The organism is Marisediminicola sp. LYQ85 (assembly GCF_046600695.1).
Classification (GTDB): domain Bacteria; phylum Actinomycetota; class Actinomycetes; order Actinomycetales; family Microbacteriaceae; genus Marisediminicola.
Window position 1 is genome coordinate 1429598 of record NZ_JBKIWO010000001.1, and the last position, 19267, is coordinate 1448864.

Genomic DNA, 19267 nt, shown 5'->3' on the forward strand with positions numbered 1-19267 from the left:
GCGAACGGCGCCCGGCCTGAGCCGGACGCCGTTCACACGATGGCCGCGCTAGCGGTCAACCGTGGGACATCACTCGGCCGCGAGGGCCCGTTCGATTGCGGACTGCAGCGCTTCGTCGGCTTCCGCCGCACCCACGAGGTCGTTCGAGGCGTATGCCTCTTCACGGTCCTGCAGCGCCTGCTGCGCGTCGGCGAGGGCCGCCTGCAGCTCAGGGCTGTCGCCAGCGCCGGGCGTCGTCGGCTCCGGATCCGAGGTGTCGGGCTCCGGGTCGGGCTCGGCCGGCTCTGTCGGCGTCTCGAGGTCGGCGTCGGGGTCGATGATGTCGTCGGGATCGACGATCACGTCACCGTCACCCGCATCGGCTCCCGAGTCGCCTCCGAACAGCGAGTCCAGTGCGGCGTCGAGGGTGTCCTCGAAGGCGATCTGGTTGCCGAACGACACGAGCACCTTCCGCAGGATGGGGTAGCTCGTCTCCGCCGTCGACTGCACGTAGACGGGCTGGACGTAGAGCAGACCGCCACCGACCGGGAGGGTCAACAGGTTGCCTCGCTCGATCGTCGTGTCACCACGGGTGAGCAGTGCGAGCTGGTTCGCCACCTCGGTGTCGGTGTTGAAGTCGTTCTGCACCTGACCGGGGCCGGGGACCGTCGTCTGACGCGGCAGGGTGAGCAAGGTGAACTCCCCGTAGGTGTCGGAAACCTCACCATCGGCCGACCCGGCGTTCGCGTTCACGGCCAGATAGCCCGTGAGAACGTTTCGCGTTCCCTCTCCCGAGGCCTGGGGAATGTAGGTCGAGTAGAGCGAGTAGTCGGGCTCGTCAGCACCGGGCACCTGCATCGAGAGGTAGTACGGCGGCTGGAACGCTGCCGTCGCCGCCGACTCGGTCGGGTCGTTCGGCGTGATCCAGGCGTCGTCGTTCGAGTAGAACGAGTCGCTCTCGGTCACGTGGTAGGTGCTGAGAATCGCTCGCTGCACCTTGAACAGGTCGGCCGGGTAGCGCACGTGCGACAGGAGCTCACCCGACATCTCCTCCATGGGCTGCACGGAGGTCGGGAAGATCTTCTGCCAGGTCTCGAGCACCGGGTCCTCGGCATCCCACGCGTAGAGCGTGACCGAGCCGTCGTACGCGTCCACAGTGGCCTTCACCGAGTTGCGGATGTAGTTGATGTTGTCGATCGCGTAGGCCGGCTGCGGCGTGTTCGTGTCGACGATCGCGTTGCTCAACTGCTGGCGGTCGGAGTAGGGGTAGTTGTTGCTCGTCGTGTATCCGTCGACGATCCACACGACCCGGTTGTCGACGACCGACGGGTAGGCGTCGCTATCGAGGGTCAGGTAGGGCGCGACCTTCTGCACGCGCTCGCGCGGATCACGGTCGTAGAGGATCTGCGACTCGTCGTTCACGGCGTCGGAGAGGAAGATCTGCTCCGACTGGAACTTGATCGCGTAGAGCAGCTTCTTGAAGACGTTGTCGAGCGTCGGTCCACCGTCGCCCGCGAAGGTCGTGGTGGCGTTGTCGGCCTCTTCGTCTTCACCCGACGGGTAGTCGAGCTCGACGTCGCGCGCACCCTCGGGCGCACCGACGATAGAGAAGTCGGGCGAGGACTCACCGAAGTAGATGCGCGGCTCGAAGTCGGAGCCGAGGATTCCATCGTTCGGGATTCCCGACTGCAGGAACACCGGCAGACCCTCGGGCGAGCGCTGGTTGCCGTAGGCGGCGACGAGACCGTAACCGTGGGTGTAGACGAAGGTGCGGTTGTAGAAGGTGTTCGCCGAGCCGAGGCCCTCGAGATCGAGTTCACGCGTCGCGATGACGGTGTCTTGCACTTCGCCGTCGATCTCGTAGCGGTCGACGTCGAGCTCGGGCGGGAATTGGTAGTACTGGCGGAACTGCTCGAGCTGCGCGAACGTGCGCGTGACGAGGGCGGGATCGATGATGCGGATGTTGGCAGTGGTTGCAGCGTCGTTACGGAGCGCACCCTCCTCCGTCTCGGTCTCGGGGTCGAACGGCTGCTCGACGACATCCGCGACACCGTAGGCATCGCGCGTCGCGTTGATGTTGCGCTCGATGTAGGGCGCCTCGACGGTCCGCGCGCTCGGGTCGGCCTGGAAGCGCTGCACGATGAACGGGTAGAGCGAACCGATGAGCAGGCTCGAGACGATGAGCAGCGCGGTTCCGACGATCGGGAAGCGCCAGCGGCCGATGACGGCGGTCAGCACGAAGAGGAGTGCGACGAACGCGGCGATACCCGCGAGGATCGCGCGACCCGGGATCACGGCTTCGGCGTCGGCGTACGACGCACCGACGAGGAGTCCGCCGCTGCTGAGACTCGTGAGCGTCGCGTACTGGTCGAGCCAGATGCTCACGGCCTGAAGGGCGATGTAGATCGCACCCATGGTCGCGAGCTGGATGCGTGCGGCGCGCGAGATGCGCACCTCGCGGCCGTTGAGGCGCAGGGCCCCGTAGAGGTAGCTCGTCGCGAGGGCGGCGATCGCCGAGATGAGCACGATGGCCGAGGCGAAGGCGGCGGCCGCCTGGTAGAGGGGCAGCTCGAAGAGATAGAACGATATGTCGAGGCCGAACTGCGGGTCGGTATCGCCCGTGGGGGTACGGTTCCACCACTGCAGCACGAGCGGCCACTGCGACGACGTCGCGACACCGGCGAAGACACCGAGCACCGCGGGGATGCCGATCATCGCGAGTCGACGCAACGGCTCGATGACCTGCTGGTAGCGGTCGAGCTGCGCGTTGAGCTTGGCGTACACGGGGCGCGACCGGAAGGCGATCGAGATGCTCGCGAACACCGGCACAGCCATCGCCACGAATCCGACCACGAACATTCCGGCGGCGGCGAGCCACTGCGTCGTGATGACCCCGCCGAATCCGAGCTGGTCGAACCACAGCCAGTCCGTGTAGAGACCCGAGAAGATGAAGAACAAGATGACGAGACCGGCGATGACCGCTGCCGATATCGCCAGGGTGGTCCGCGTGCGAGACGCCGGACGGGCTTCCGTAGAAGTCAAGAGAGTGCTCCTGGCTGTTGATGGCTGTGTCCGACCATCTTAACCGGGGGGTTCTGCGAATACGCCGACGAGTGTTCGCGGCGTGAGCAGAGGCGCGCTAGGCGACGAGCGTCACGAGGCGGCGCACGTGGGCAGGTCCGTGGCATCCTCTCCGTTCGCCACGGTCTCGAGCGCCTCGAGCGAGTCGTCGAGAGTCTCGACGGCGACGACCGTGAGCCCGTCGGGAACGTGGCCGACGACCTCGTCGCAATTGGCCGTCGGAGCGAGGAAGAGCGTGGCGCCGTCATCCGCCGCGCCGTACATCTTCTGTCGGATCCCCCCGATCCCACCGACGAGCCCGTCCGCCGTGATCGTGCCGGTTCCCGCGACGTTGGTTCCCCCCGTGAGCGACCCCGGGGTGAGTTTGTCGATGATCCCGAGCGCGAACATCATGCCGGCGCTCGGTCCGCCGATGCGCTCGAGCTGGATCTCGACGTCGAACGGGAAGTCGTATTCGGTCGCGACCGAGATTCCGACGACGGGCTGATCGCTGCCCTCGAGCATCACGGGCGTGACATCGAGCGGGGTCTCGCGGCCGTCGCGCAGCACCTCGATGTCCACGGGCGACCCCGTGCCGTTGTCGGCGATGATCGACCGGAGCTCGGTCACGTCGACGGGTGCGCGGCCGTTCACCGAGACGATCTCGTCTCCCTCGACGAACACTCCGTCGGCGGGCGAATCGGGCGCGGACGCCGCGACGGTCAAGGTGCTGTCGAAGTCGTATCCCAGCTCGGTGAGGGATGCCGCGACGGCGTCCTTCTGGGAGTTCTCCATGTCGACCGCGCTCTGCTCGTTCGATTGCTCGACCGTCTGCCCCTCCGGGTAGATGGCGTCGACGGGCACGACCGCGCGACTCGGGTCGGCCCACGACGTCACGACCTCGAACCACGTGGGCTGCTGCTCCCGGTTGCCGACGACGTTGACCGTGAGGAGGCTCAGGCGCCCCTCGGTCGGGAAAGTCTCCTCCCCGGGGATCGAGATGAGGGGCACCGACTCCTCGGCCACGGTGACGTCGCCGAGGGTGTCGATGACGGGCCCCGGCTGCTCGATCACGTAGGGCGAGGGCAGCAGCGAGAGAACGAGGGTGCCGACGGCGGCCGCAGCCACGAGCCCCCAGCCGACGCGTCGGGAGCGCGGGGCCCGCTCGCCCGTGCCGGCGTCGGAGCGGGTCGTGTCGTCGGCGAAGAGTGTCACCGGTGTCCTTTCACGAGAGACTCGAGGGTCGTCGTGACCGACAACGAGGGTGTTCGCCACGGGCGCACGGCCCGGCGGGTCCGCGCCGCCGGAATCCAGGTTCCGCGGGCGAGCCAGCAGCTAGCGTAGTTGGCATGGCTGATGATGCGGGGCACGAGCCCGACGACGATTTCCGCGAGATGCTCCGACAGTTCCTGTCGGGCAATTCCGACATCGATCCCGCCAAGCTCGCCGGTGCTGCGGGCTTGCCCGACGACCCCGCGATGGTCGCCCAGCTCATGAGCCAGCTGCAGGCCGCGATGCAGCACCAGGGTGACGGCGTCAATTGGGATGTCGCCCTGCAGCAGGCGACCGCGATCGCCTCGGCCGAGTCGACGGCTGTCACGCCGACCGGAGCAGCAGCACTCGACCAGGCCGTGGCCATCGCTTCACTGTGGCTCTCGGAGGCCACCGAGATCAGCGACCTCACCGCTCCCCCGCGCCAGTTGAGCCGCATCGAGTGGGTCAACGCCACGATGCCCGTGTGGACGGAACTCGCCGAGCCCGTCGCTCTGAGTATCGCCAACTCGCTCACCGAGGTGCTGCGCCAGCAGGCACCGGAGGAGATGTCGAGCATGATCGACGGCGCGAGCAAACTGATGCGGAACGTCGGTGGCACCCTCTTCGCGATGCAGCTCGGCCAGGTCGTCGGGCAGCTCTCGGCGGAGGTCGTCTCCGGTGGCGACATCGGCATCCCCCTTCTCGATGCCTCGAGCGAGTCCGGGCTGCAATCGGCGGTCGTACCCCAGAACGTCGACGCGTTCGGCGACGGACTCGACATCCCCCTCGACCAAGTGCAGCTCTACCTCGTCGTGCGCGAGCTCGCGCACGCGCGCCTCTTCCGCCACGCGAAGTGGCTGCGACTGCAGCTCATGACCTCGATCACGGAGTTCGCGCGGGGAATCCGGATCGACACGGGCCGGCTCGAAGAACTCGCCGCCGATTTCGACCCCTCCAACCCCGAGGAACTGCGTCAGGCGATGGTGAGCGGGGCCCTCATCCCGCCGAAGTCCGACGCCCAGCTCGCGGCGCTCGAACGCCTCGAGACGATGCTCGCCCTCATCGAGGGCTGGGTCGATGTCGTCACGGCCGCGGCGACGACGCGCCTGCCGAGCTCGGCCGCCGTCGCCGAGACCGTGCGTCGGCGCCGCGCCGCGGGTGGTCCCGCCGAGTCGGCCTTCTCGACCCTCGTGGGCCTCGAGCTGCGCCCGCGTCGCTTGCGCGAGGCGGCGGCCATGTGGCAGCAGGTGACGGATGCCGTCGGAGCCGAGCGGCGCGACGCACTCTGGTCGCACCCCGACGTCGTGCCCACGACGGCCGACATCGACGACCCCGCCGCCTTCATCGCGCGACTGAACGCGCCCGCTCCCGAGCCCGACGACATCGACCGGGCGATCGAGGATCTGCTCAACGACGACTCCGACGACCGTCCCCACGAGGGCGACCCCGCGGGAGACTCGCCGAGCGACCCGTCGGGTGACGATTCCCCCGGCTCGACGCCGGGAGACCCCGAACCGAAGTAGTCGAGCGCGGCGCTCGTCAGGTGGCTGCGCAGCCTGTGGATGCGCGGCGACGCGAGACGAGAGCCGGTGGCATCCTGACGGAATGGTGCTGCGACTCGACCCCCGGTTGCCTCTCGTGTGGCGTGACCCCACGAGCCTCCAGATCGGCGTCGACGTCGCCGTCGTGAGACTCGACGACGTCTCGAACGCGCACGAGCGATTGCTCGCCGCCCTCGCGGCCGGGATCAGCCCCTCCGGATTCGAGATGCTCGGGCGGAGCGTCGGGTGCGACGCCGACGACCTGGCACGGTTTCTCTCGCTCGTCGCTCCGGCACTCGATGATCGTTCTCCCGCACGCGCACGCCCCCGAGTGTCGATCACCGGTAAGGGAACGACCGTCGACAGGCTGCTCGACGCGCTCCGGCACGGCGGCGTGGATGCGCGAGCGATCGGAAACGACGTCGACTCGGCGTCGTACGCCGACGATGACGCGACTCCGCCCGACGCGGTCGTCATCGTCGCCCACTACGTCGTCGACCCGGAGCTGCGCACCCGGTGGTTGCGCCGCGACATCCCGCACCTCCCCGTCGTCTTCTCCGATCGCTCGGTGAGTGTAGGACCGTTCGTCGAACCGGGCTCGGGCCCGTGCCTCTACTGTCTCGAGCGCCACCGGACCGACGCCGACCCGGCGTGGCCCGCCATCGCCACCCAGGTGTGGCACCGCACGAGCGCGCTCGACCGCGGGGTGCTCGCGATCGAAGCTGCCGCGACCGCAGCGCGTCGCGTCGGCGACCGCCTCGACGGGAATCGGAGCGATCGCGCCTCGACCGCGCGAACGGGGATCGACGCGCTCAGCGGCGAGCGGACGGAGACGACGTGGCGTCCGCACCCGGAGTGCGGCTGCGGAGCTCTTCGAGGAACCGAGACGGTTGGCGCGCCGCCGATCGCTGCGGAGCCGTCTCGGCCCACGACAGCGAGAGGCGCTTCCGCGCTCGCGTGACACCCACGTAGAGCAGGCGGCGCTCTTCGTCGATCGCGGCGAGCGACTTCGCATAGCTGATGGGCAGAAGCCCCTCGTTGAGGCCGACGACGAAGACCGTGTCCCACTCGAGCCCCTTCGCCGAGTGCAGGGTCGCGAGAGTCACGGCCGCCATCGTCGGTTCGTGTTGACCCGCGGAGCGCTCGTAGAGTTCGTCGGCGAACTGGCGCAGTGTCGTGGCCGACGGCGCGCTCTCGGCGAGACCGATGATCGCGTTGAGCGACTCCCAGCGGTCCCGCACGGCACCGCGGGACTCGGGGGCGTCCTGGGTCCAGCCGAGAGAGCGCAGCACGTCGCTCACGGTTTTGAAGAGCGGCTCGACGGTTCCCGCGACCGCGGCGCCCTTGATCATCATGAGCGCTTGCTTGACCTCGGGGAGGTCGAAGAACCGCGTTCCCCCGCGCACCTGGTAGCTCACGCCCACATCGGTGAGTGCCGCTTCGAACGCCGCGCTCTGCGAATTGATGCGGTAGAGGATCGCGATGTCTTGCGGTGGCGTGCCCGCGGCGACCTGATCGGCGATGAGCCCGGCGATCGCTCGCGCCTCAGAGCGGTCGTCCCGATATCCCGTGACCGACGGTGCCGGTCCCACGGTCGCACCCGCACCGCGGCTGCGCGGCGCCGACGCCGCCGACCCCTCGAGCGCGGCGGCGGACCGCAGGGTGAGTGCGCCCGCGCGATCCCGCATGAGGCGGTTCGCCGTGTCGACGATCGCGGGTGTCGACCGGTAGTTGCGTTCGAGACGCACGACGGTCGATTGCGGGTAGCGCGACGGGAACGACACGAGGTTGTCGCTCGACGCCCCCGCGAACGAGTAGATGGTCTGGCTCGCGTCACCGACGACGCAGACATCCTGACGCTCTCCGAGCCACAGCTCGAGGAGGTTCTGCTGCAGCGGCGAGACGTCTTGATACTCGTCGACGACGAAGAAGCGATATTGCTCGCGCACCTGCTGCGCGACCCACGGCTCGGTCTCGAGCATGCCCGCGGCGGCGAGCAGCACGTCTTCGAAATCGAGTTGGCGGCGCTCGTCTTTGATCGCCTCGTACGCGCGATGCAGGGCGACCGTCGTGTCGGGCGTGAGACCAGCCGGAACCGCGCGGGAGGAACGGATGGCGCTCGCATACTGGTCGATCGTGAGGCTCGACACTTTGCGCCACTCGATCTCGGCGGCGACGTCGCGCAGCGTCGGGGTGTCGAGCTTGAGCCTGAGCGACTCCGCGGCCGCCGCGATGACCCTGCCCTTGGACTCGAGGATGCGGGGCATCGAGCCCCCGACCACTTGCGGCCAGAAGAACGAGAGCTGCGCGAGGGCCGACGCGTGGAACGTGCGAGCCGAGACACCGCCGGCCCCGAGCGACCGCAACCGACCGCGGAGCTCGGCGGCGGCACGCGAGGTGAAGGTGAGGGCCATGACTCGACCGGGAGGGTAGACGCCCGTCGCGACTCCGTACGCGATGCGATGGGTGATCGCCCGCGTCTTGCCCGTTCCCGCCCCGGCGAGGAGACACACGGGGCCGAGGAGGGCTTCGGCGGCGACCCGCTGCTCGTCATCGAGACCCGTGAGAAGTGACTCGGCGGTCATACGGCCGCTCGGTCGTCGATCGGTCCCCCGAACCAGTCCTCGAGGATCGCGCGAGCGATCGACGTCGACCCCGGGAGGGTCACCTCGCCGAGCGCGGCGACGAGTTCGTCGCGACTGAACCAGCGGAGATCGAGGATCTCGTCGCCGTCGGGCACGACCTGCTGGCCCGGTTCGACCGTCGCCCGGAAGCCGAGCATGAGCGAGGCCGGAAAGGGCCAGGGCTGCGAACCGAGGTAGACGGGGTCGACGACGCGGATACCCGCCTCCTCGAAGACCTCGCGCACGACGGCGTGTTCGAGCGACTCACCGGGCTCGACGAAACCGGCGAGGAGCGAATAGCGGCCGGCGGGCCAGAGCGCGTTGGCTCCGAGGAGCATGCGGTCATCGGCATCCGTGACCCCCACGATGATCGCGGCGTCGGTGCGCGGAAAGACGTCGCGAGAGCCGGCGGGGTCGTCGTCGGCCGCGCGCCTGACCCACCCCCCGAGGGCGGGCTGGGTCGGCTCGCCGGTGCGCGGCGAGAACGCGTGCGAGGTGTGCCAGTTGGCGAGGGCGAGCGCCTCGGTGAAGAGTCCGGCGTCGAGGGCGTCGAGCGAGCCCCCGACGGTGCGGAGTTCGACCCACTCGGCGTCGTCACCGAGAGTGGCCGCTGCGGATTCGGAGAGCACCGCGGCGACGAACGGCGTGGCCGCGGCGTCGCTCGACCGCCCGAGATAGAGGAGCAGGTCGGCCGTCGGCACCTCGCGCGGCTCGAGGTAGGCGAGTCGAGCGCCACGAGCGAGCGCCGATCCGTCATGGAGCGCGATGACGCGGGTCTCCGGAGCCGCCCACAGGCCCTCGAAGAGATCGGGGCGCGCTCGCGCGAGGTAGTCGCGATCGATCGCCTGGCGCGCGAGGGGCAGCTGCGCGGCGAACTCTGAAGACATGGCGGAACCTCTCGCTTCGACGGGGGGATACTGCGTGGCGAGGGGAGGGCGTCCCTGCGAGTGACCTACCCTGTCGGTATGGCCAGATCCCCCCTCACTCTAGCCGCGCTCGCCACCTCAGCAGTCGACGAACTCGACGTCACTGCGGCACACCGCCTCGGCACCGGCGAGCTCGGAAGCTACGACCAAGCCGTGCTCGACACGCGCGACGGCGCGCGCGCGATCATCCGCGTTCCCCGCACCCAGACCGCGGAGTCCCGCGCCTCGGCCGACCTCGTCGCGCTGCGCGCGCTCACGGCGGGCGTGCGGGGCCGCTTGCCGTTCGCCGTCAACACGATTCTCGGTCAGACCGCCGTCGGCTCGACCCGCGCGGTCGTCTACGACTTCCTCCCGGGTGAGCCCGTGCACCTCGCGACCCTCGAGGCGGGCAGCGCCACGAGCGCGTCGATCGGATCGGCCATCGCCGCGGTGCACGCGCTGCCCACGAGCGTCGTGACCGACGCCGGCCTCGCGGTGGCACGCCCTCTCGACACGCACGCGACGACCGTCGCCCTCATGGAGCAGGCCATCGCAACGGGGCTCGTTCCCGCGGCTCTCGTCGAGCGCTGGGAACGCGCGAGCGAAGACGCCGGGCTCTGGCAGTATGCCCCGACCGTCATCCACGGCAGTCTCTCGGGCGACGTCATCCTCGCCGATTCGTCGCGCGTGACCGGGATCGTGGATTGGCACGCCCTCAGTGTCGGCGACCCCGCTCTCGACCTGTTCTGGACCCTCGGCACGTCTGTCTCCGACGTCGCCGACTCCATCATCGACTCGTACACCCACTCCCGCGGCACGGCCGATCGTCAGATCAGAAAGCGCGCGACGCTCTACTCCGAACTCGAGATCGCGAAATGGCTGCTGCACGGCACGCGCGAACGGAGCACCGACATCGTCGACGACGCGGTGCGGATGCTGCACACGCTCGTCGATGCCGTGCAGAACGACCTCGAGCGGTCGATCGGCACCGACACGGCTCCCGTCATGACCGTCGCCGAGGTCGAGGACATGCTCGACCGCGCGAAGCGCCAGTAGCCCCGGTCCGGTCGAGCCCGACGAGGACTGGGCGGAGCGGCTAGCGCCGCGAGTCCCGCACGCGCGGGTCGCCCTCGTGTGAGCCGTGTTCCCGTTGCCCGGTCTCGCGTGGCCCGGTCTCGCGCGCCCCGCGGCCGCGGGGGCCGCGACCTCGCCTAGGCCGCGCGTCGGCGGGGCGACGACGCACGGTGCGCTTCACGATCGAGATGGGCGGTCCCGCCGACCACAGGTCGACCCGCAACTTCAGTTGTCCCGACCGCGCGAGGATGACCGCGATGACGATGCCCGCGATCGTGGGCACGATGCCCGCGACGGCGAAGCCGGTCTGCGCCCCCCAGGTCTCGGCGATCCAGCCCATGACGGGCCCGCCGATGGCCTGACCGCCGAGCAGAACCATGATGTAGAGCGACATGACCCGCCCCCGGATGCCGACGTTCGATGACAGCTGCGTCATCGACTCCGCCGACGTCGCGAAGAGCAGACGCGTGAGGCCGATGCCCACGAGGGCGACGAAGAACACGCCGACCGAGGGCGCGAACCCCGCGACGGTCGTGACGAGACCGAAGACGATGGCCCCGAGCACGATCCCGCGCAAGCGCAGTGTCGTGCGTCGTGTCGAGAGCACGGCTCCCGTGAGGGCGCCGACAGCCGCGAGCGAGTTGTAGAGCCCGTAGCCGGTCGCGCCGGTCTCGTAGACGTCGTTGGCCATGCCCGTGAGCAGCACGGGGAGCGACATCCCGAACGTCGAGACGAACGAGAGGGTCACGAGAGACCACAGGATGGGCGGTTTCGACGCCGCGTAGCGCAGTGCCTGCCGGATCTGTCCGCCGCTCCGCCTGCTGCGGGGTGCCGGTCGCAGCTCCGACGCCCGCATCGCCGCGAGGGCGCACACGACCATGACGGTGGCGACCGCGTTGATGCCGATCGACCAGCCCGAGCCGACGGCGACGATGAGCAAACCGCTCAGTGCCGGCCCGACGAGACCTCCGAGGTGGAAGATCGACGCGTTGACACTGATGGCGTTGCGCACGTGGGCGTTGCCGACCATCTCGGTGACGAACGCGGCCCGGGCCGGGCCGTCGACGGCCGACGCCATTCCGAGCACGAACGCGATGACGAAGACGTGCCAGACCGACACGACCCCCGTGATCGTCAGGGCGGCGAGGGCGGCGCAGAGAACGGCGACGATCGACTGCACCGTGATGAGTAGCCGTCGCTTCGAGTACCGGTCGGCGATGACTCCGCCCCACGCACCGAAGAACAGGATGGGGCTGAACTGGAGGGCGACGACGACCCCGACGAGGGCGACGTTGCCGGTGAGCTCGAGGACGAGCCAGTCGATCGCGATGCGCTGCATCCAGACGGTCGTGTTGGAGACGACCTGGGAGAACACGTAGAGGCGGTAGTTGCGGATGGCGAGCGAACTGAAGGTGTCGCGCCATCGCGGCCGCGTCGAGATGGTCGGGATGGGTTCGGTGGCGGGAAACTCGGAGTCGATGATCGTGGCCACTGATCAACAGTAGGCAGAGCGGCCTCGATAAGCCGAACGAATTGCAACTATAAGTGCCATTGCGAACCGCAATGATACGTTATCGGGGTGTTCGATCCCACGCTGCTCAAGACCTTCCTCGCCGTCTCGACGACGCTCAACTTCACGCGAGCGGGCGAGCAGCTCGGCCTGAGCCAACCGACCGTCTCGCAACACGTGTCCAAGCTCGAGAGGGCGGCCGGTCGACTGCTCATCTCGCGCGATACGCGAGACGTGCGCCTCACCGACAACGGCGACGCCATGGTCGGATTCGCGCGCACCATCCTCGCGGCTCACGACGAGGCGAGTGCATACTTCACGGGATCGGCGATGCGAGGGAGACTGCGCTTCGGCTCGGCCGACGACCTCGCCCTCACCCAGCTCCCCCAGATCCTCCGCGACTTCCGCCAGCTCTATCCGCAGATCAACCTCGAGCTCACGGTCAACCAGAGCGGAGTGCTGTCGCGACGGCTCGCCTCGGGACAACTCGACCTCGTGTTCGTCAAGCAGGAGCCTGGCGCATCCGACGGTCGCGTCGTGCGGCGCGAGCGACTCGTGTGGGTCGCCCACAAGTCGCTCACGCTCGCGACCGGGGCGCCCGTGCCGATGATCGCGTACCAGGCCCCGAGCATCAGTCGCACGGCGGCCATCACGGCCCTCGAGTCGGCGGGTCGAACGTGGCGCATCACGTGCAACACCCGCGAGGTCAACGGCGTCATCGCCGCGGCTCGCGCGGGCATCGGCATCGCGGTGTTCCCTCAGACGATGGTGCCGCCCGACCTCATCGACGTCACGACGCTCTTCGATCTCCCCTCGCTCGGAGAACTCGAGTTCGCCCTCCTCGCCAACCCCGCGTCGTCACGCGAGCCCGTCGACGCCCTCATCTCGGCGATCCTCGGGCGGCCGGGATCGGTCTCCGCCGCTCGCCCCGCGTGAGGGTATTCCGGCTGTCGGTGCGGCGGCCGGGGTGAGCGCAGCACGCCATCTCGCGACGAGCTCCGACTCGCTGAAGAGGCGATCGGGCCTGACGATGCGGTCGTCGGCGACGAAATAGAACACGGCGTCGATGCGCTCGGGATCGATCCCCCGCCACCGCGCGTAGGCGAGCCGGTAGAGCGCGAGCTGCATCTGCTTCTGCTCGAGATCGTCGGCGTCTCGCGGGGCCTTACCCGTCTTCCAGTCGACGACTTGAAAGCGGTCCCCCTCGGCGTAGACCGCATCGATCTTGCACACGACGATGCGCCCGTCGAAAGGAAGGTGGATCTCCCTCTCGACGTCGACGGGAGCCCGATCGGCCCAGGGGGACGATTCGAAGATCCTCTGCAGCTCGCCGAGCCTGTCGGCATCGACGGCGTCACCGTCATCGTCGAGTTCGACATCGAGAGCGTCGAGAGTCTCGACCGCTCCTCCCACTCCGTAGCGCTGTTCGACCCACGAGTGGAAGAGCGTGCCGAGCCTCGTCGCCCGGTAGGGACGCTCGGGCATCGGGCGACGCAGAGCGGTGGCGACCGTCTCGGGTTCGGTGACGAAGTCCTTGAATCGCGACGCCGGAACGCGCACGGGGATGTCGATCGCGGCGTGCGGGTCGAGTCGGCGGCGCCTCTCTTCGAGGAGCAGAGCGAGGTCGGCACCCCACACCCCCTCGGCACGAGGCTCCGCCGCACGGACTCGCGCCGCAGCACGCTCGACCGCGGGCCGACGGTGGCCGAGGGGATCGAGCGGCCACGAGAACGTCTCCGAGTCGCCCCCGAGCGGGTTCTCCGACCCCTCCTCGAACTCGGGCAGCGGGGCGATCACCCCGCGAGCGGCGAGCTCCGTGAGAAACGGACTCGCGGCGCGTGGGAGCTTCTGGCTCGCCCAGAACGACCCCGTGAGAAGCAAGTGGTGTCGAGCGCGCGTGACCGCGACGTAGGCGAGCCTTCGCTCCTCCGCGACGTGACGCTCCCGCACCGCGTCGGAGAAATCCGACCGGTTGTCGAGCAGGTGCTTGCGCGACTCCGCCGTCTCCCACTCGAACCGGGGGAGGTCGGCGGCATCCCCTCGAAAGGGCCACGGCAGTGCGCCGGGAGCGAGCCACCCGGATGTACCGTCGACCGCTTTCGACGGGAGGTCGCCGTCGACGAGCCTCGGCACGACGACGATGTCGCGTTCGAGCCCCTTCGACCCGTGGATGGTCATGAGTTGCACCGTGCCGGGTTCGGGCTCCTCGGGGCGGGGAGCGAGGCCGTCTCTCCACTCCGCTTCGCGGAGCCACGAGAGGAACCCCCCGAGCGACGCGGATTCGTCGACCGCGAGATAGCCGTCGAGCGCGTCGGTGAACGCGTCCATCGGCGCCCTTCCCGCCCCGCGGCTCTCGTTGGCGGCGACCTCGATGTCGAGCCGCAGCTCGTGTTCGACGATCGTGACGAGGTCGACGAGGTCGAGACCCCCGCGGGATCGCAAGCGCGCGAAGACCCGACCGGCATCCCGCACCCTCTCGAGCCCCTCGGGCGAGAAACCCTCGAGCACCGAGTGGTCGGGTTTCGCGGTCGCGGCGAAATCGACGGCGTCGACGATCGACCCGCCGTCGACGTCGGCGACGGAATCACGCAGAGCCTCGCGCACGTCGTCGGCGATGCGCCTCTGGGCGTAGTCGCGGGAGGCGAGCCACCGCGAGACGTCGCGCAGCGCGAGGAGATCGCGCGGCCCCACGCGCCACCGCGACCCCGCGAGGAGCCTCACGAGCTCCGAACCGGCCGTCGGGTCGTGGAGCACGCGCAGGGCGCTCACGAGGTCGGCGATCTCCGGTTCGTCGAGGAGGCCGCCGACCCCGAGAACGTGGAAGGGCACCCCGTGTCGGCGCAGCGCCTCGATGAACACCCCTCGGGTCGCGCGCGCGCGGAAGAGCATCGCGGCACTGCGAGGCTGCTCGCCCGGAAGCGGACGCAAGCGCGTCGCGAGCCAACGCGCCGCGGCATCCGCCTCCTCCAGGATGTCGCCGGCGAAGACGACGCTCACGGGCGCGTCGCTCGCGTGCGGCCCCGGCAGCAGCTCGTCGACCTCGACCTTGCCCCCGGTCGCGAGAGGTTCGACGATGGCGTTCGCGACCCTGAGGATGTCGCTCCCGTTGCGCCAGCTCGTCGAGAGCGAGAATCGGCGCGCCCCGGCCGTGCCACCGAACTGCTGCGAGAACCCGCCGAGGTTGGCCGAACTCGCCCCGCGCCACCCGTAGATCGACTGGTTCGGGTCGCCGACCGCCATCACCGGATGCTCGGCGAACAGTCGCGCGAGCAACCAGGTCTGCACGACGCTCGTGTCTTGGTATTCATCGAGTAGCACGACCCGGTATCGGTCGCGATGGTCGGAGACGACCGCGGGCACCGTGTCGACGATCTCGAGCGCGAGGGCGACCTGATCGGAGTACTCGACGAACCCCCGCCGCAGTTTCTCGTCGTCGTAGCGCACCGCGAGGTCGATGAGCACGGGAAGCGCGCCCACCCTCGACGCGAGCTTGTCGACCTCGGCGTACGCCCCCCGACCGCCGGCGGGCAGATCGACGATCGACCCGAAGCGATCGGCGAACTCGGCGAGGCTGCCGCGATCGACGACGTTCTCGGTCATCGCGCGACTGAGAGAGAGCACGTCTTTCGTGATCTGGTCGACGCTGCGCTCGAGCGCGGGCACGCGGGGATCGGTGCTCGCGACGACGACCCGTCTCGCGAGTTGCCACGACGAGGCCTCGCCGAGCACGGCACCCTCGCTGTCGCGCCCGAGGAGCATCGCGTTGTCGCGGAAGATGCGGTTCGAGAAGGCGTTGTAGGTCGAGACGGTGGGCGGATCGAACGAGTCGTAATCGCCGGACACGAGACCGTGGGATGCGAGTTCGGTGATGCGCTCGCGGATGCGCACGCCGAGTTCGCCCGCCGCCTTGCGCGTGAAGGTGAGGCCGAGCACCTGGTCGGCCGACACGAGACCGTTGGCGAGCAACCACAGCACTCTCGAGGCCATCGTCTCGGTCTTGCCGCTCCCGGCGCCGGCGACGACGAGCGCGGGGGCGAGGTCGGCCTCGATGACCGCTTGCTGCTGGGGCGTCGGGCGCGGACGCTCGAGGGCGTCGGCGATGTCGAGCGCGCTAATCACTCGACACCGCCCTCACCCGGTGGAGCTTCGACACGGAGCCGCTGCCACCCCAACCGGTGACCTCGACGGTTCCCCGGAACTCGGCCGCGGCCATGAGGGTCGCCGCGGTCTCGATGCGCGCGCGGAACCCGGCGAGCTCCTCGTCGCTCAGCGGGGCCTGCACCGCTTCGCGGTAGAGCTTGCCCCGCACCCCCTCTTTCACGAAGAGGAGCTTGGCCCCTCCCCCGCGATGCTCGCCGAGACTCGCGAGAGCATCGTCGAGCCGCCCCTCCGCGTAGGCGAGCTGATAGGCCTGTAGTTGCGCGTGGTCGGCGATCACCTCGGCTTTCGTCACGGGCCTTCCCGTCTTGAGGTCAACGATCACGACGGCGCCGTCGCTCGTGCGCTCGACGCGGTCGATCGACCCGCTGACGAGCGCGCGACCGACCTCGAGGGTGAATCTGCTCTCGGCGTCGACGAGAGCGCCGCCCGCCCTGCGGAAGTCGCTCAGATATTCGGCGACCCCCGCGGCGAGACGCCGCGCCACGACCCTCTGATGGGCCGAGACCCAGGGCGACTCGAAGACGAGCTCCCCCCACCGACTCTCGATCGCCGCGACGAGCCCGTCGACGCTCTCGTCGGTCGCCGTCTCCATCGCCCAGTGCACGATCGTGCCCATCCCCATCGTGGGCGACGTCGTCGACCCGGCCACGCGCTCGACGAACCAGTCGAGCGGAGAGGCTTCGACCGACTCGAGTTGCGAGGGCGACACGGGCACCGTCTCGTCGTCGACGTAGATCGGTGTCGTCGTCGAGACGCCGAGCAGTCCGTGCCACTCGTCGGGGGCCGCTCCCGAGACACCCTCGCGGGCGAGCAGGGCGAGGGCGGATGCCGCGTGCCCGAGCTCGCTCTCGGGGCGGCGCTCGAGCGCGAGCTCCCGTCGCAACCGCCCGGTGAGACCGCGGAGCGAGAGGGGCGCGAGGGTCGAACCGTCGGTCACGGGGAGGTCGGGCGGGAGCAGTGAGAAGAACACGCTCGGCCCTTCGTCGTCACTCGCGACGGCCGCGAGGACAACCTGGCTGCGGGCTCGCGAGACGGCGAGGGCGAACATCCGCAGCTCGTCGGAGAGCACTTGCTTGCGCGGTTCGACGATCGAGGAGTCGACACACGTCACGAGGTCGACGAGCTCGCCCGTGTGCAGAAGCGAGCCCCGCAAGCGCAGGTTGGGCCAGACGCCGTCGTGCAGGGAGGCGATGACGACGACCTCGAACTCGAGGCCGACGAGGGCGGACGGGGTGACGACGAGAACCGCGTCGCCGAGCGCTTGCGGCGAAAGCGTGTCTTCGGGCACCGCGGCGTCGAGCACGGCGTCGAGAAAACCTCCGGGCGGGCTCGACGGCTCCCGTTCGACGAATCGCTTGGCCGCGGTGAAGAGCGAGACGACACCGTCGAGGTCGCGATTGGCTTCGGCCGCCGAGATTCCAGCGCCGAGGGCGAGCCTCCGCCACTCGTCGGCGAGACCGCTACGCTCCCACACGAGCCACAGCAGCTCTTCGATCGTCGACCCCGCCGTCGCCGCGGCGGAGACGGCCGCGAGGGTCGCGCTCATCCGCGCCGCACGTCGCGCGACCCGGTGATCGATGGTCGCGAATCGGCCGGGGTTGCCGAGCGCGTCGACGAGCAACTCGCCTCCGAGTCGCGAACCGCCGCCCGCGATCTCCTCCGCCCGCAGAGCGAGTCGGAGTCGGCGGAGGCCGAGCGCGTCGAGGCCGCCGAACGGGGAGAGCAGGAGCGACTCTGCCCTGTCGACCGTGAGCGGCGTGCGGCGGAGCCCCACGTCGACGACCGCGAGGAGGCTGCGGGCGGCGCGGTCGTCGCGGAGCGCTCGCCCCCCGACACTCGTGCGCGTGGGGACTTCGGCGAGCGCGAGCGCTCGGGCGAGGGCGGGCACGTGAGACCCCGACCTCGCGACGACGACCATGTCGTTGAACGGCACCCCGCCCACGAGGTGGTGCTCGCGGAGCACGCGCGCGATGGCCGCGAGATGTCGCGACGCCGTCGGGGCCTCGATGCGCACCACCGGCGTCTGTGCAGAACTCCCGCCCGCGACGGCCGCGCGCTGGCGCCCCGCAGCCGCCGTGCCGATGCGCGAGACGATCGCGCTCGTGAACGCGCGCAATTCGGTTCCCTGCCGGTGCGCGGTCGAGAGGGTGAGGGTCTCGAGGGCGGGGAGGCCGAGAACCGTCGAGAGCAGCCCGAGAGATCTGGGCTCGCCTCCGCGGAACGAGTTGGCCGCGACATCCGGGTCGCCGAAAGCGATCACCGCCACGCCGCGGGCCGCGAGCGCCCGAAGGAGGGTGAAGACCGACTCCGTCGCCTCCTGCAGGTCGTCGACGACGACGAGGCGCACGGCGCCGAGCCTCGCGCTCAGGGCGTCGTCGTCGATGAGTTGGGCCGCCCTCCGCATGAGGTCGGCGGCATCGATCTGCCCCGGTCGGGAGAGACTCACGACGTCGTCGTATTCGGCGAAGAAGTCTGCGGAGGCGACCCACTCGGCTCTGTCGGTCGCACGCCCGAGCTCGCGCAGTCTGGCCGGACCGACACCGAACTCGGTCGACCTCATGTAGAGCTCGCGGAGTTCGGTGCGGAACCCCGTGGTCTGTCGAACGCGCGGGGAGATGTGCTCGGGCCAGGTCGGACCGAGAGCGTGGGGATCAGCGGCGGGCGACCCCGCCCGCTCGTCCACGTGGCCCGCGAGCAGCCCGACGAAGTCGCTGTCTTGCTCACCGCCCGTGACGAGACGGAGCGGCTCCGCGCCGTCTCGCTCGGCCGCGGCAGACACGATCTCGAAAGCGAGCGACGTCGCCGACCGCGCGAGAGGTCCGTCGGTCGGCACCGCCAGTCGCGCGGCGAGGCGATCGCGGAGTCGAGTCGCCGTGAGGCGACTCGTCGTGAGGGCCAGAACGCGGTCGGCACCCCACCCGCGGTCGAGAACCCTCTGAGCGACGACCTCGACGAGGGTCGTGGTCTTTCCCGAACCGGGAGCGCCGAGCACCGCGGCCGAGACGTCGTCACCGAGATCGACGACGGCGCGCTGCGACTCGTCGAGGTCGACGGGAGCGCTGCTCGCGGCGCGCTGCAGCTCGGACGGGATGCTCACGCCCCCACGCTAACGGGCGGTGCCGACATCATCGGCCCGTCGTTCCGCTCACAACGAACGCT

General features: G+C 69.6%; 10 protein-coding genes and 1 pseudogene. 4 read left to right on the plus strand and 7 right to left on the minus strand.

Features of this window, described 5'->3' with window-relative positions:
- Nucleotides 1–69 precede the first annotated feature (69 nt).
- Nucleotides 70–3021, minus strand: a complete 2952-nt coding sequence (locus ACLHG5_RS06740) for a UPF0182 family protein (protein ID WP_411318210.1) — start codon at nucleotides 3019–3021, stop codon at nucleotides 70–72.
- A 111-nt stretch (nucleotides 3022–3132) separates the two neighbouring features.
- Nucleotides 3133–4254 (minus strand): PDZ domain-containing protein, encoded by a 1122-nt coding sequence (locus ACLHG5_RS06745; protein WP_411314940.1) that lies wholly within the window; start codon nucleotides 4252–4254, stop codon nucleotides 3133–3135.
- A gap of 134 nt (nucleotides 4255–4388) precedes the next feature.
- Between ACLHG5_RS06745 and ACLHG5_RS06750 the strand changes: the two genes are divergently transcribed.
- Nucleotides 4389–5816 carry a zinc-dependent metalloprotease gene (locus ACLHG5_RS06750; RefSeq protein ID WP_411314939.1) on the plus strand — a complete coding sequence of 476 codons (1428 nt, stop codon included), beginning with the start codon at nucleotides 4389–4391 and terminating at the stop codon, nucleotides 5814–5816.
- Nucleotides 5817–6060: 244 nt separating this feature from the next.
- Nucleotides 6061–6708: pseudogene (locus ACLHG5_RS06755) on the plus strand (hypothetical protein); the annotation flags it as partial.
- Here the strand turns inward: ACLHG5_RS06755 and ACLHG5_RS06760 are convergent.
- Nucleotides 6647–8419: an ATP-dependent helicase gene (locus ACLHG5_RS06760; protein WP_411314938.1), complete on the minus strand. Its 1773-nt coding sequence runs from the start codon at nucleotides 8417–8419 to the stop codon at nucleotides 6647–6649. The pseudogene ACLHG5_RS06755 and the gene ACLHG5_RS06760 overlap by 62 nt on opposite strands.
- Complete coding sequence (nudC, locus tag ACLHG5_RS06765) at nucleotides 8416–9345, minus strand: NAD(+) diphosphatase (protein WP_411318211.1); 930 nt, start codon at nucleotides 9343–9345, stop codon at nucleotides 8416–8418. Before nudC ends, ACLHG5_RS06760 begins: the two co-directional genes overlap by 4 nt.
- Before the next feature lie 78 nt (nucleotides 9346–9423).
- Between nudC and ACLHG5_RS06770 the strand changes: the two genes are divergently transcribed.
- Nucleotides 9424–10419, plus strand: a complete 996-nt coding sequence (locus ACLHG5_RS06770; RefSeq protein WP_411318212.1) for a phosphotransferase — start codon at nucleotides 9424–9426, stop codon at nucleotides 10417–10419.
- Between the two features lie 40 nt (nucleotides 10420–10459).
- Here the strand turns inward: ACLHG5_RS06770 and ACLHG5_RS06775 are convergent, their stop codons facing one another.
- Nucleotides 10460–11929, minus strand: a complete 1470-nt coding sequence (locus ACLHG5_RS06775) for an MFS transporter (protein WP_411318213.1) — start codon at nucleotides 11927–11929, stop codon at nucleotides 10460–10462.
- Between the two features lie 87 nt (nucleotides 11930–12016).
- On the opposite strand from ACLHG5_RS06775, the gene ACLHG5_RS06780 reads away from it, so the two are divergent.
- Nucleotides 12017–12883, plus strand: coding sequence for a LysR family transcriptional regulator (locus tag ACLHG5_RS06780; RefSeq protein WP_411318214.1), 867 nt, complete (start codon nucleotides 12017–12019; stop codon nucleotides 12881–12883).
- On the opposite strand, the gene ACLHG5_RS06785 is transcribed toward ACLHG5_RS06780, so the two are convergent.
- Both ACLHG5_RS06785 and ACLHG5_RS06790 read right to left on the minus strand, forming a co-directional pair.
- On the minus strand, nucleotides 12806–16066 hold the full coding sequence (locus ACLHG5_RS06785) for an ATP-dependent DNA helicase (protein ID WP_411318215.1): 3261 nt from the start codon (nucleotides 16064–16066) through the stop codon (nucleotides 12806–12808). The genes ACLHG5_RS06780 and ACLHG5_RS06785 overlap by 78 nt on opposite strands.
- Nucleotides 16059–19205, minus strand: coding sequence for a PD-(D/E)XK nuclease family protein (locus ACLHG5_RS06790; RefSeq protein WP_411318216.1), 3147 nt, complete (start codon nucleotides 19203–19205; stop codon nucleotides 16059–16061). The genes ACLHG5_RS06785 and ACLHG5_RS06790 overlap by 8 nt, the downstream gene beginning before the upstream one ends.
- Nucleotides 19206–19267: the final 62 nt, after the last annotated feature.